The 13,775-nt window shown below is 35.3% G+C and carries 16 protein-coding genes; 1 reads left to right on the top strand and 15 read right to left on the bottom strand.

What is annotated here, in order from left to right; genetic code table 11:
* Window positions 1-3: 3 nt before the first annotated feature.
* The 3 genes from fliD to TKV_RS02400 all read right to left on the bottom strand — a co-directional run bounded on the left by fliD (window position 4) and on the right by TKV_RS02400 (window position 2,143).
* Window positions 4-1,458, bottom strand: a complete 1,455-nt coding sequence (fliD, locus tag TKV_RS02410) for a flagellar filament capping protein FliD (protein ID WP_049684608.1) — start codon at window positions 1,456-1,458, stop codon at window positions 4-6.
* Window positions 1,459-1,473: 15 nt separating this feature from the next.
* Window positions 1,474-1,815, bottom strand: coding sequence for a flagellar protein FlaG (locus TKV_RS02405; protein WP_049684607.1), 342 nt, complete (start codon window positions 1,813-1,815; stop codon window positions 1,474-1,476).
* Window positions 1,816-1,957: 142 nt separating this feature from the next.
* Window positions 1,958-2,143: a Spo0E family sporulation regulatory protein-aspartic acid phosphatase gene (locus TKV_RS02400; RefSeq protein ID WP_003869286.1), complete on the bottom strand. Its 186-nt coding sequence runs from the start codon at window positions 2,141-2,143 to the stop codon at window positions 1,958-1,960.
* A 140-nt stretch (window positions 2,144-2,283) separates the two neighbouring features.
* On the opposite strand from TKV_RS02400, the gene asnB reads away from it, so the two are divergent.
* The gene (gene asnB, locus TKV_RS02395; RefSeq protein WP_049684606.1) at window positions 2,284-4,125 is read left to right on the top strand and encodes an asparagine synthase (glutamine-hydrolyzing); all 1,842 of its coding nucleotides are present in this window, start codon (window positions 2,284-2,286) and stop codon (window positions 4,123-4,125) included.
* A gap of 40 nt (window positions 4,126-4,165) precedes the next feature.
* On the opposite strand, the gene TKV_RS02390 is transcribed toward asnB, so the two are convergent.
* From TKV_RS02390 to TKV_RS02335, 12 genes are all read right to left on the bottom strand, one after another.
* Window positions 4,166-4,945 (bottom strand): TRM11 family SAM-dependent methyltransferase, encoded by a 780-nt coding sequence (locus tag TKV_RS02390; protein WP_049684605.1) that lies wholly within the window; start codon window positions 4,943-4,945, stop codon window positions 4,166-4,168.
* Complete coding sequence (locus TKV_RS02385; protein ID WP_049684604.1) at window positions 4,933-5,853, bottom strand: type II restriction endonuclease; 921 nt, start codon at window positions 5,851-5,853, stop codon at window positions 4,933-4,935. The genes TKV_RS02390 and TKV_RS02385 overlap by 13 nt, the downstream gene beginning before the upstream one ends.
* Window positions 5,854-5,863: 10 nt before the next feature.
* Entirely contained in the window at window positions 5,864-6,826 is a 963-nt protein-coding gene (locus tag TKV_RS02380; protein ID WP_049684603.1) for a DNA adenine methylase, read from the bottom strand.
* A 355-nt stretch (window positions 6,827-7,181) separates the two neighbouring features.
* Window positions 7,182-8,708, bottom strand: coding sequence for a flagellin N-terminal helical domain-containing protein (locus tag TKV_RS14060; RefSeq protein WP_049684602.1), 1,527 nt, complete (start codon window positions 8,706-8,708; stop codon window positions 7,182-7,184).
* 124 nt (window positions 8,709-8,832) lie between these two features.
* Window positions 8,833-9,060 carry a carbon storage regulator CsrA gene (gene csrA / locus TKV_RS02370; RefSeq protein WP_011024928.1) on the bottom strand — a complete coding sequence of 76 codons (228 nt, stop codon included), beginning with the start codon at window positions 9,058-9,060 and terminating at the stop codon, window positions 8,833-8,835.
* Window positions 9,041-9,493: a flagellar assembly protein FliW gene (fliW, locus tag TKV_RS02365; protein WP_049686178.1), complete on the bottom strand. Its 453-nt coding sequence runs from the start codon at window positions 9,491-9,493 to the stop codon at window positions 9,041-9,043. Before fliW ends, csrA begins: the two co-directional genes overlap by 20 nt.
* A 25-nt stretch (window positions 9,494-9,518) precedes the next feature.
* Window positions 9,519-10,076 carry a DUF6470 family protein gene (locus tag TKV_RS02360; RefSeq protein WP_049684601.1) on the bottom strand — a complete coding sequence of 186 codons (558 nt, stop codon included), beginning with the start codon at window positions 10,074-10,076 and terminating at the stop codon, window positions 9,519-9,521.
* 4 nt (window positions 10,077-10,080) lie between these two features.
* Window positions 10,081-10,974 carry a flagellar hook-associated protein FlgL gene (gene flgL, locus TKV_RS02355; protein ID WP_049684600.1) on the bottom strand — a complete coding sequence of 298 codons (894 nt, stop codon included), beginning with the start codon at window positions 10,972-10,974 and terminating at the stop codon, window positions 10,081-10,083.
* Between the two features lie 81 nt (window positions 10,975-11,055).
* The gene (gene flgK / locus TKV_RS02350; protein WP_049684599.1) at window positions 11,056-12,504 is read right to left on the bottom strand and encodes a flagellar hook-associated protein FlgK; all 1,449 of its coding nucleotides are present in this window, start codon (window positions 12,502-12,504) and stop codon (window positions 11,056-11,058) included.
* 10 nt (window positions 12,505-12,514) lie between these two features.
* Window positions 12,515-12,991 carry a flagellar protein FlgN gene (locus TKV_RS02345; protein ID WP_006569125.1) on the bottom strand — a complete coding sequence of 159 codons (477 nt, stop codon included), beginning with the start codon at window positions 12,989-12,991 and terminating at the stop codon, window positions 12,515-12,517.
* A 16-nt stretch (window positions 12,992-13,007) separates the two neighbouring features.
* Window positions 13,008-13,283: a flagellar biosynthesis anti-sigma factor FlgM gene (locus TKV_RS02340; protein WP_006569126.1), complete on the bottom strand. Its 276-nt coding sequence runs from the start codon at window positions 13,281-13,283 to the stop codon at window positions 13,008-13,010.
* A 58-nt stretch (window positions 13,284-13,341) separates the two neighbouring features.
* Window positions 13,342-13,758: a TIGR03826 family flagellar region protein gene (locus tag TKV_RS02335; RefSeq protein ID WP_049684598.1), complete on the bottom strand. Its 417-nt coding sequence runs from the start codon at window positions 13,756-13,758 to the stop codon at window positions 13,342-13,344.
* Window positions 13,759-13,775: the final 17 nt, after the last annotated feature.

Genomic DNA, 13,775 nt, shown 5'->3' with positions numbered 1-13,775 from the left:
CTTTTATTTCGTCATAACACCAATTTGCTGGCTTAGCCACGCACTTTGTGAATTCATTTGGCTTACATACATCTCTAACTGTGTAAATTGTGCATAATATCTCTGTTCAAGGTTATTTAGATAATCTTGCATTTGAGCAATCCTATCATCTATTTCTCTTATTCTGTTTCCTATAAAACTTGTATCATAAAGCTGTGTGGTACTACCTGCTTTTTGAGTTATGGCATCAATGCCACTGTTTAAGGTATCGTAAAGCTGCTGTGCAATACCTTGAGAAGTTGAGGTACCTGTAAATATATTCATTACCAATTGAGGATTGGTTGCAATAGCATCTCTAAGCTTTGTTTCGTCAATATATAACTTCCCACCTTCATACCATTGGCCTGTAGTAATACCAATTGAACTTAAAGAGCCTACACCGGAAACTGTAGAAGAAACGACATTTCTCATAGAATAATATATTCTCATAAGAGTTTCGTCATTAGCCAAATCCCCAGAACGAGCTTTTTGTTCCCATAAAGTTATATCACTGTCTTTCATAGCTTGCTTTTGTTCAGAAGTCAAAGGTGGATAATCGTAATATCTTTTTTCTGTAAGCTTTGCATTAATCTTTGTAATTATATCATTGTAACTGTCAACAAAGCTTTTTATTGTGTTATATATTTTGTCAACATCCGTTGAAACAGTGAGAGTTGTAGTGCCTGTGCCCGTAAGAGTAATGTTTATTCCTGCAACTGTTATGTTATTTGTAGGGCTTGTCATTGAAAAACCATTAAAGCTGAAGGATGCATTGCTACCTGTTACATTTATACCAGATGTTGGCAATCCTAAATTTTGCAAAACAGTTTGCCCATTAGTATCATTAGCTGTCAGAGTAATAGTAGATTGAGAACCTGTTTTGCTAGAAACTAAAAACAATTTGTTTAATGTACTGTCATAAGTGGCACTTACATTAGTTTGGGAAGTTAAATTATTTATTGCAGTGACAACATCGCCTATGGTTGCATTATTTTTTATTACCAATGATTGCCCATTTAAAGTTAGCATAACATCTCCACCAGTATTATTTATAGTAGTAGCTGTTGGAGTTGTAACATACGTGGGCGCCTCAGCCAATGAAGTTACGTTAATTGTATAAGTCCCATTCACCGCATTTGCCCCTGCTGTAGCGGTAGCAACTGAAGAATTTGACGATGTAACAGTTTTTGCCATAAAAGTTCCCTGCAGTTTGAGCTTAAAAACATTGTCATTTCGGAGTGACATAAGCTGACTGTTTATATCCCTTAAACCCTCTTGTTGCCATTGATACCATTGCTTTTGTTGTTCTAATCTATCAAGAGGAATACTGGCAGCTCTTATTAACTGCTGTACCATAGAATCAGTATCGAGTCCTGTCGCAAGACCACTGATTCTCAATAAATTGCTCACATTGTAGCTATTCATACTTATTGGATCCATTTTTCATACCCCCAACTATATTTTTCTATCCACAAAAAGTCCAGCTATTTTCCATAATCCTGCCACAAGGTCAAGTATTTTTTCAGGAGGAATCTCGTCAATAACTTCATTTTTATCGCTATCAACAATTTTGACCACTATTGTGTTTGTAGGCTTGTGTACAGAAAATTCAAAATATGTATGATCGTTAATGCTTATTTTTCTATTTTCTTTATTAAGCTCACTATTAAGTTTAGCTTCATCCACAGGTTTACTAAGTATATCTTTTACTGCTTTTATTTCCTCTACTAACGCACTATCTCTTTTAAACTGCGAATTTACTTGCCCCGTTCCCGCAGTATTTATCCCCTGCAACATGCCGTTATTACCTCCTGGAATAAAAATTTATCATTTGTAACAACTTCCCTTTTTGCTATTATAAATATCGACATATATTTTAAAAAGTTTAAAGTTTTTTATGTAATTTTCACGCAAAAAGAAAAACAAGTAAAACAGCACTTTATTTTACCTGTTTTACTTGTTTTTCTCTTTTCATGTACATAACAATCAATTCGTCTAATTCACGGCTCAGCTCTAAAGCTTTGGGAAGCTCTATATTGCATTCATTTAATTTCTTTTTTAAAAGCTTTATTCTTTCAGCAATGTCGTTTTCTTCGTAATAATGCTCTTTTATCACTTTCTCCATATAAGCCGCATCCTCCTAAAACATTTATGTTTTTATTATATCATGTAAAAATTAAAAGTTCATTAGAAAATTATAACATGTATCAATGGCAAAAAAAGAGAATATATTTACTTATAGATTTAAATTTTAGGAGGATTTTTATGTGTGGAATAACGGGATGGGTTAACTTTAATATGGACTTGTCACTTCAAAATGAAGTAATCGAAAAAATGACAGACACTCTTAAAAAAAGAGGACCTGACGGCTCTGGAATATGGTTGTCAAAACATTGTGCTTTAGGCCATCGTCGATTAATTGTAATAGATCCACAAGGCGGTAGTCAACCAATGATAAAAAAATATGGTGAAAAAAATTTTGTCATTATCCATAATGGAGAACTCTACAATATGGATGAATTAAAAAATGAACTCATATCCTTGGGATATATTTTTAAAACCCGTTCAGATACTGAAATTATTTTGACATCTTATATAGAATGGGGTCCTTTATGTGTTAAAAAATTTAATGGAATATTTGCTTTTGCAATATGGGATGAAGTGCAAAATAGGCTTTTTATTGCCAGGGACCATCTCGGAATAAAGCCACTATTTTATACCATTAAAAATGGGTCTTTGATATTTGGCTCAGAAATCAAAGCAATATTAGCGCATCCTCATGTAAAACCCGAGATAGACTCTCAAGGTCTTGCAGAAATATTTGTAATGGGCCCTTCAAGAACTCCCGGATGTGGTGTCTTTAAAGACATTAAAGAATTAAAAGCCGGGCATTACCTCATATTTACCAAAAATGGAGTAAACATAAACAAATATTGGTCATTACAAAGTATTCCCCATGAAGATAGCCTTGAGAAAACGGCGGAAAAAATAAGGTATCTCCTTAAAGACTCATCAGTAAGACAACTTGTTTCAGACGTACCTTTGTGTTCGTTGCTATCAGGTGGACTTGATTCAACTGCTGTATCTTTCTTCGCAAATGAAGAATTAAAACAAAAAGGTCACAAACTTATAACATATTCTGTAGATTATGTGGGTAATGATAAATATTTTATGCCAAACGAATTTCAACCAAGCTCTGACGCAGACTGGGTAAAATTTGTTGCAAATAAACTTGACACAAACCATAACTATGTATTTATAGATAATGGAGAACTTGCAGATGCTCTAAAGCCAGCCTTGTACGCTCGAGACCTTCCAGGTATGGCAGATATAGATTCATCTTTATATCTATTTTTAAAAGAAGTAAAAAAAGGGGCAACAGTCGCTTTATCAGGAGAAGGTGCTGATGAAGTTTTTGGAGGCTATCCCTGGTTTAGACACAAAGAAGCGCTTGAAAGTCACACCTTCCCATGGATAAGAATAGTCAATGAACGCATGAAATTGCTTTTGCCAGAAGTTGTAAAATATATAAGACCTATAGAATACTTAAATGATAGATATAATGAAGCTTTAAATGAAGTGCCAAAGCTGAATGGAGAAGACCCCAAAAATACCCGAATGAGGGAGATATTTTACCTTAACATAACAAGATTTATGCCCATGCTTCTTGATAGAATGGACAGAATGAGCATGGCAGTAGGTTTTGAAGCTAGAGTACCTTTTTTAGACTACAGGCTTGTAGAATATGTCTGGAATATACCTTGGGAAATGAAAAATTTAAATGGAAGGGAAAAAGGGATACTTAGATATGCTCTAAAAGGTTACATCCCAAATGAAGTAATCGAAAGAAAAAAGAGTCCCTACCCTAAAACACACAATCCTGTATTTAAAAACATCGTTAAAAAATGGCTAAAGCAAATAATTAACGACAGTACATCCCCACTTTTGCAACTTGTAGATAAAAAAATAGTTGCAGAACTTATAGAAACAGATGCAAAAGCCTATGACCCTGCCTGGTTTTCACAGCTTATGGGCTCAGCCCAACTTTTTGCCTATTTCGTACAAATAAACATGTGGCTAAAAGAATATAAAATCTCTATAGTGTAATAAAATAAAAATACGCTAAATGGCGGGAAGTACCCGCCGTTTAGTATAAGCCCGTGCTATATTTTATTTTGTTTAAATTTTCATCTTTTTTAGGCTTTCTAAATATAAATAAATGTTCATGCATAATCATATAAAAGTTATATTTCTCAACTTGTTTTTCCCAATAAGGTGTAGACTTACAATTATGTTGAACTTTTATAATGTCCTCCTTTAATACAAAGCCATTCTTAAGGAAAAGTCTCATTACATAATATGAAAGAGGTATATAATGCCCGCTTTTTCTTGTATCTCCTATTAAAATAGCACAATATCTGTCTTCTTTCAAAACTCTATAAAGTTCGATAACTCCTTTTTCTAACTCATCGCAAAATTTTTTAACATCAGATATATTTGATAAGTCCCCTTCTATTCTCCCATTTGAATACTTTATGATATTTAAATACGGTGGATGCGTTATTATTAAATCAATGCTGCTGTCGCTAATCTCTTTTAAATTTCTCACATCCCCTACCCTTACAATCTGCTCATACTTGTACTCTCCATCAAATTCTAAATTTCTTTTCGCTAACTCTACACTCTCAGGATTTATATCAAACCCTATACCACGTCTATTCAATAATTTGGCTTCTATTAAAGTTGTGCCGCTCCCAACCATTGGATCGAGTACAATATCTCCCTCGTTAGAATACCTCAATATGACGTTTCTTGGAATCTGAGGTGCAAAATTGCCTCTGTAGCTTCCATTATGCGTCTTCCAATTTCCCCTTTCAGGAAAAGACCATACAGTTGTAATTTCCTTTCTAAATTCTATATTCTGCATAATACTTCCTCCAATAACCCAATGCGCACAAAATGAAGATTTAACAAATAATCTATTTTCTCAAAACCTTTTCGAATCTGATTCTTTTGCCCCCTCCAGGCATCTCCATCTGTAATCCAAATAAATTCAAACCCATTATCTTTTAGTTCATTTTGCCTTTCTATGTATGAATCCACTATTTCTTGGGGTTTTGAACCTGTTCCTGAATAAAAATTTACTTCTATGTTTACAACCTTACCCGTATGATTTATTAAGATAAAATCAGCTTTTCTATTTCTGATCGCAGAATCAACCTCTATGCCATAGTTAGTTTTTAGATATCCAAACTTTTTCTGAAAAAGCACCGTCTTAAATCCATTTTTGAAAGCTAGCTTCTCAACAATTGGTTTTAGTAATAATTCCATCGCATCTCCACTTCTATTTTTCCTTGCGTGGGTATCCATGCCCACCTCTACGCCCATCACATAGTCCTGCAAGTTTCTAGTAGCCATTCCAACAAAGAAATCCTTCAAACCAGTCTTATTAAAAAACTCTACAATACTTTCAACTTCTTCTAAAGTAAGAGTCCTAACCCTAAAGTTATAGTCTACAATGTCTGAATTTTTATCAGCAAAATCCCGTATCACCTTAAAGTTAAGTTCTCTTATCGCCAATAAAATCGGTATTACAGGTAATACCTGAGGATAATTCAATAAAATTTTTCTCAAATCATCATCAAACTTTTTACTACCAATCAAGCTGTTCAGAATATTTATTTCTACCTTATATCTCTCAACATGCTTTTTTACTTTATTCCAGTCAACAAAAAAGTTATATCCTCTGTTTGTATCAATTAACGTATCATGAAATTTCTCTATTACTTCCTCTTCGCTTACCACATTCAAAAATTTGAGATATAACTCCTTCATTTTTAGCCCCCTATCCATAATTCCTTATAACCAATTCGTTTATCTCTCCTCTTTTACTGCCATCACTGTTAATATATCTTTTCGCCTTTACTCTTTCAATAATAAATCCGGCGTATAGTTTGTCGAAAAAGTCATCCTGAGGGTCTTCATTTTTAGGGTCTGAATTGCTGAGAATAAGATAAGCTCCTCTTTTATCCATTTCTTTAAAAAACTGAGCTAACCGCCTCTGGTCATCATCATCAAACCCATCCTCATTATAACTTGTAAAATTAGACGTACTGTTTAGAGGACGGTAAGGAGGATCAAGGTAAACTAGGGTATTCTTAGCTATATATTTTTCACTTTCTTCAAAATCCGCACAAATAATCTCTGTATTCTCTAATGCTTTACTTACTTCAATTAAATTGTAATCATCACAAATAGTAGGATTTTTATACTTCCCAAAAGGCACGTTAAATTCACCTTTTTTGTTTAATCTGTACAGTCCATTGAAGCATGTCCTATTCAAAAAAATCAAATACGCAGCTCTCTTTACCCAATCCAAATTGTAATTTACATAGTCAAAATTGTCCTTCTGTTTATTGTACTCCTCTCTAATCCTGTAGTAAAAATTTTTCCTGTCTTCTTCTGACAATTTCAAATACTTCTCTTCCATTTCTTTTAACTCATGAATCAATTCATTTACATTATTTTGAACGGCTTTATAGCCAACTATCAATTCCTTATTTATGTCCATCAAAAATGACTCTTTTATCTTAAAATTTTTCTTCAGAAAGAAAAAGAATGCACCGCCACCCACGAAAGGCTCTACATATCTTTCTATTTCACCTTTTTGAAGTATTGTAGATGGCAACCTCTTATATAACTCATCTAATAACTGTGTTTTTCCGCCTGCCCATTTTAAAAAAGGCTTAGCGTTATTTAAAATACTTGATGATTTGTCTAAAGTCTCTATCAAATTCAATGTTTGCACTTTCTCATCACTTCCCTTTAAGCTTGTCTCTTAAAATAATTATATCATCAATTTTTAAAGGGAAAAAGTTTTTTCGCAATTTCTCCCTAATGCTGATTTTGTAAGATAAACTTGATTTTTACCGCTATGACTAAACAGCATGAACTCCTCTTAAAAGCAAAAGAAACTAAATATCTTTCGAGTATCCCAGATTTACATCCAACCAATTATCAATTAAACATTATTGTATTCTCTCATCCAATATGACAACATCAAACTGCTCAATGAACCAGTGGGGCTTGCATGTTTATATATTGAAAACAAGAGACTTAAAAGCCAAAAATATGATTTAAGGGAGGCAAAGCCTCCCTCTTTATTATCTGAGTAATTGTAATACAGTCTGTGGTAATTGATTTGCCTGAGCGAGCATTGCTGTCGCTGCTTGGTTGAGTATATTGTTCTTTGTGAATTCCATCATTTCTTGAGCCATGTCTACGTCGCGGATACGGGACTCGGCGGCAGTGAGGTTTTCGGCAGCCACGGACAGGTTGTTGATGGTGTGTTCAAGGCGGTTCTGGTAGGCACCAAGCTTGGAGCGTTCGGCAGAGACCTCATTAATTGCTTTGTCAATAGTAATAATTGCGTCTTCTGCATTAGATGAGGTTGACACATCGATGTCATTTAGGTTGGCAAATTGGGACGTTCTGGTATTGCCGTTTATATCTTTACCAATCGCCCCAACTCCAAGGGCCGTTGCCCGCATATCATTGAGGGCAATTTCCATTACCTGATTTTCATTAGCACCAATATGCATGTCTACCGCATTGGAAGTGATGTTAATAGTAGCAGCCGTACCTGAAGCAGTATTACCGAAGACTACTGTAACACCTGTCAGACCAGAAGTAGTGTCGTTTATAGTTGCAGACTTCGTTGCAGAACTCAATGTGGCAGATGTGATGCCCGTAGTGTTGTTTGTTACCGTGTACTGATAATCAGCAGCAGTCGTTTGGTCATCCCAGCCGAAAGTAACATTTGATGTAAAGCCTACTTCGCTTACAGTGATACTGTTGGCCATACCAGTTTCGGTTGAAGTAAGTAAAATCTTCCCATTAACACTATCAAAGGAAGCAGTAATATTCATCTTCAATTCTTGTGCACGCTGGTTTATCGTATTGATTATACCTGCAATTGTATCATCCCCTTTTAATGCCACGTTAATCGTTTGACTTCCCTGTGAGATAACCAGTTGCTGGGTTCCGTCGAATGCACCGCTGCCAAATAAGGTATTAAGTGACGATGTAGTGTCTAAACTTACAGAGGTAGCATTCCCTGACCCATCATCTTTAGTTGGCGCATTCGACCACAAAACATGAGCTGCTCCAACTCGAATAAGGTCAATGGTAAACGAACCTGTAGTAGAAATAGTTCCCGTCACGCTAGCAGCTGTAACTTCATTTCCGCTGGTAATAGTAACCTTCGTGCCCAGGGAACCATTCAGAAGCTTCATCGTATTGAATTCGGTTTGATTGGCAATGCGGTTTACCTCGTTTTTGAGGTTATCGATTTCAGCCTGAATGGCGGCCCTGTCATCATTGGTCAAGGTCCCATTGGCTGCCTGAACAGCCAGTTCTCTCATCCTTTGAAGAATTGAATGCACCTCATTCAAGCCGCCCTCAGCCGTTTGAATGAGGGAAATCGCATCCTGGGCATTACGGCTAGCCTGTTCCAACCCCCGGATCTGCCCTCTCATCTTCTCGCTGATAGCTAGACCTGCAGCATCGTCGCCAGCGCGGTTGATTCTAAGGCCCGATGAGAGTTTCTCTAATGCTTTTTGTGTGTTTGCAGTATTAATTGAAAGTGCTCTCCATGCGTTTAACGCGCTTAAGTTGTGATTGATAATCATACTATCCTTCCTCCTTGAATTTTTTATTTGGCATCCTTGCCTTTTTAAGTTTTTAAGGTCCACAGTTGGCCAACTGCTTTATCTTTTGTTTCCACTATATATATCGATATATTTTTGATTTACTTTAGCGTTTTTTGATAAATTTTTCTATCTCCTTTACAGCTTCTTTGCTCACACTTGCCGCCTTTATATTTTCATCCATTACTTCTATGAGTTCTTTTCTTAATACAGTCACTTCTTTTGGAGCGGTAATCCCCAGTTTTACTTTCCCTTCTTCAATACTTACTATCTTTACTTCTACATTTTCCCCTATAATTATGGATTGACCTATTTTACGCGTGAGAATAAGCATTTTTAAGTTCCTCCAGTATAGGATGTTTTATCAGGTATTTATCATTATCCAGTATAATCTGGGCCCCTCTGTTGTTTTCAGCGTTTATAATTATAGGAGCTTTCAGGTTGGCAGTCATCTCTTCTATCTTCTCGGGGATTACCACAATCACGAATATTAAAAGGTGATTTACATCCTCTACCGCCAGAAAATTTTTTAATTCTTCATCAATTTCAAAGGTATAATCCGGCTTAAAAACTCTGGGGTCAATGACTACAAAGGCTATGTCAGGGTTATCTATTGATTGAAGCCATTTAAAAGGCATATCTTCACTTTCATCGCCAATTATCAAGAAATTGTGCAATTCTTCAAAACCCGGAATACCTTCTTCGAAGTAAATGACATCCTCTTCATTGTAATGGATAATTCCAAAATTTTTTGTATTAAGTTCCATCCCAAATTCCTCACTTTCTTTTAAATCATATCCTCTTATCAACGTGATTCCCTATATACTCTATTTTTATCGAAGGATATTGCCTTAGGTATATTTCTACATGAGCTGGTGTTGCAGATATTACAACCTTGTGAGGGATTGCTTTTATTTCTACACCACCCAATTCCCAATTTATCTTTAAATATCCTTCAAACCATATTTTAGGCCTTGACTTTGGCATGAGGTCAACGTTGAAATCTATATCCTGAATCAAGGCTTCTTCACTTAAACTTACAATTGCATCTTGGTGAGTTTCTATAGAAGCTAATATATCCCCATCTTCAGCAATTTTACCTATAGCATCCAAAGCTATCTTTTTACTCCTCTCTGCCTCATCATGTACAAGGTCAAAGATATTTTTAAGCCCTGCTTCATAAAAACACTGATATTGGTCTATATGCACTTGCGGAAGTTTTTTGTCTATTTCCATTTTTGCAGGTATTTGTTCTATTTCAAGGTCTGCTTTTGGGCTTTGTATAGAAATTTGGGCAGGAGTAGTGTCTATACCTATCCTGCCAAAAGTTTGATTTATCACTATATTCATATTATCACCTTAAAAAGTCTATAAGACTAGGTTGCATAATACGAGCTCCCGCAGCTAGTGATGCTCTATATACATTTTCATCCATTTTGAGATTTGTAATAACTTGGGCCAAATCTGCATCTTCATTTTTAGACAGTAAGGCTGTAAAGTTATAATTATCACTTTGGAGCCTATTTTGTATGAGGTCTAATCTATTTGACTTTGCTCCTACTTCTGCCCTTACAGATAAAACATTTTCCAGCTGCTTATCCACCTCAGCTATCATGCTGCTTACAGCCTGGTGGTCTCCCGAGTCTAATGCATTTTTTAGTTTATCCATCACAGTAAGAAGTTGAGAAATTCCTGTCGAATCTACATTAAAAACTTTATCTCCAGTTACATTTACAGCTATTTTATTTCCCCCAGCACCTACTTCAAACTCTATTACACCATTATCACCACTATAAGAATTCTTGGTCTCACTAAAAGGCTGGGTTGTAGTTTTAAAACCTGCAAATATATACCTTCCATTGTATTGAGTATTCCCTACTTGTATCATCTGCGTTTTTAACTGCTCTATCTCGTTAGCTATTTTTTGCATATCTGTTTGTGTCAAAGTCCCATTAGATCCTTCAACTGCTAATTCTCTTGTGCGCTGTAACAGGTCATTCAATTGACTTAAAGCAGTATCAGTTATGTCCAACCAGGATTTTGCATCATCGGCATTTTTGGTATAAGCATCATTTCTTGTCATATCTGTTCGAATACGTAGGCTTGTAGCTACTGCAACAGGGTCATCAGAAGGCCTTGATATTCTTTTGCCTGTAGATAACATGTTTTGATTTTTTTGTAATCGTTCAAGGTTATTGTTGTAGTTGTTTAAAAAATTCGTTATAAGCATGTTATCTGTAATTCTCATTTTTTACACCTGCCTTAGTCTAATACTGTATGGTATTCCTCTTGGGTCTGAGATCCTTCGGCTTCGTCTCAGGATGACATATTATCTTCCTACAATGCCCATCCTATTTATAAGAGTATCTAAAAGTTCATCCATAACTGTTATCACTCTTGCAGAAGCAGCATAGGATTTTTGATACTTTAACATGTTTGTCATCTCTTCGTCTAAGGATACACCAGATACCGATTGTCTGTTTAAATCAATCTGTTTCACCATGACCTGCTGATTTTGTTGCATCATATTGGCCTGCTGGGCATCCACTCCAAGATTTGATATTAAAGACCTTGCAAAATCATCAAATGTTGCTCCATTCAGTCCTTGAATAGGTATATCCCTCAGTCCAATAAGTTGTAAAGCATTTGTATTATCTCCCGGTAAAGCATTAGGATCAGAAGCTGCAGCTATCTTTTGAAGTCCATCTGATGCTAATATTTGTGAACTTACTTTAATTAATTGCGCATATTGAACTTTTGAATCGTATGCCCCAGTCGTATCAAAACCACCAAAAAGGGGAATATCATGAGACCCATCCAGACCATAACCTGACTCATGGACAGCATTTATTTCCTTCGCTATGCTATATGCCAGTTTATTCCATTCATTTATATAATAGGGTACTCCTTTTATCCCGTTGGTGCCATCTCCATCTCTCATATCAAGTAAGCCTTTTAATATACCACTTGAAGGGTTTACAGAGGTTCCCGTCAAATCCCATACGACATTTCCAGTGCTATCCATACTCATAGTAAAAGCAGTCGACCCATCAACTAAAGCTTGTCCAGCTATGTCGATTCTGAAATTTCCATTAGAATCTTCATAAGTAGTAATATTCACCAACTTAGAAAGCTGATCGACAAGGAGATTTCTCTGGTCTCTTAGGTCATTTGCTGTCTGTCCGCTAAGTTCAAATCTATATATTTCATTGTTTAATTTGCTTATTCTGTCGGCATAAGAATTTATTTCTGAAATCCTACTTTGTATGGTAGAATTCAATTCGTTTAATTTATCATAAAGATGCTGATATACAGTATTAAAAGTATCAGCAAGAGCAATAGCTCGCTCTCTAACTTCCGCTCTTACCGTCAAACTTTCGGGATTCTTGGATAACTCTTGAAGGGAATTAAAAAAGTCATTAAGCACTGTGTTTATTCCGCTATCTGAAGGTTCGTTAAATATATCTTCAACAGCAGCTAAAACTTGCGCTTTTGTTTCCCATTCACCCAAAAATTTATTTTCCCTTCTGAATTGGTTGTCTAAAAATTGGTCGCGGATTTGCCTTATATCCTGTATTTTTACGCCTTCTCCTATAACTTTTCCCCATTGGTCATACATGCCAAAAGTAGTAGGTGGTGCAATTGAGGCCATATCTACTACTTGACGAGTATACCCAGGAGTATTAGCATTTGCAATATTGTGTCCAGTGACATCCAAAGCCTTTTGGCTTACAAACAATCCTGTCTTTGCTATTTCTAATCCTTGAAAAGTAGACATCTTCATCCCCCTATGCCTTTTTGTCAATTAGGCTGGTGTATCTTTTTATATTGCCACTATTCCCATAAACACCATCATCACTTTCTAAGGCACTTGATATTGTTTGAATAGAATAGTTTATATATTCTAACGCTTGTTCAATTAAAGCAGCATTTAATTTGTTTCTTTCTTCAAGTTCTTTTAAAATATTAGTCAGATTATATTTGATATCTCTTAGGTTTTCTGCTTCTTCTGAAGAAATGGATTCTATCAAGTCGGTTATTGTCATTTTGCCTTCTATATCAATCTTCTCCAATATATCCTCTCTTTGTTCTTCTAATTCCATAAGTTTTTTTATAAGTTGCTTCTCTATTTGAACTATTTCATCTAATTCTTTTACTTTCCCTGCAATTATAATATCAGTTTTTTTTATCGCTAAGTCTAATAAAACTTTGTAAATTTCTGTTTCTCCCCTTAATACATCTACAAGCTTTTGGCTATTAGCCATTGCCAGCACACCCTTTTTAAATTTTTTTATTCAACAATATTCCCTTAAGAATAGCATCCGCCACATCTTCAGCTTTTACATTGTAAGTTCCTGCATTAAGCATTGACTTTATGTTTTCAATCTTTTGATTCTTAATCTTTTCAAATTCAATTGAACTTTGTGCAAGTTTAATTGCTTCTTCTGATATCTCAACTTTATCTTTTATCTCCGCTTTCTTGCTGGTAACCTTTTCTACCGGATCTACTCGATAAACTGACATTATTTTTTCAATATTGTTGTTATAAATTTTCATTTTTAACACCCCCGTACTACTAATATCGACTTAATAATTTAAAAGTTTAATATAAAAATCATTTTTTCTTTTTTTGGTTTTCATAAACGTACAGCCTTTCTCCTGTCTGTTTTTCATCTTCTTTATTCTCGGATTGAATCGAATAGCCTTTCATTAGTTCCTTAGCTAATTTGGTTTTGCACTCGTCACAAAACCTACCTGTAAGTATTGGTTTACCACATTTTTCGCACCTAAGACCTATATTGACGTTATTAGAGGTTAAAATAAGCCTGCCTTCCTTTAAAAAATCCATTATTTTCTTTGTAGAAACCTGTGTATTTTGAGATATTTCCAGCATGGTAGCTGAAGGGTGAGCATCTAAATAATCCCGCACTTTCATAAAATCTTCTTCATCCTGTCTATAACATTCTGGACATAAATCAATTCCTGTATACGTGTAAAGCCTTCCGCACCTTTTACAATTTCTTATTTCCATTTCTTTTCATCCCCTTT

It is taken from the genome of Thermoanaerobacter kivui, from assembly GCF_000763575.1.
Taxonomy (GTDB): domain Bacteria; phylum Bacillota; class Thermoanaerobacteria; order Thermoanaerobacterales; family Thermoanaerobacteraceae; genus Thermoanaerobacter; species Thermoanaerobacter kivui.
This window is presented reverse-complemented; position numbering and strand designations above follow the sequence as displayed.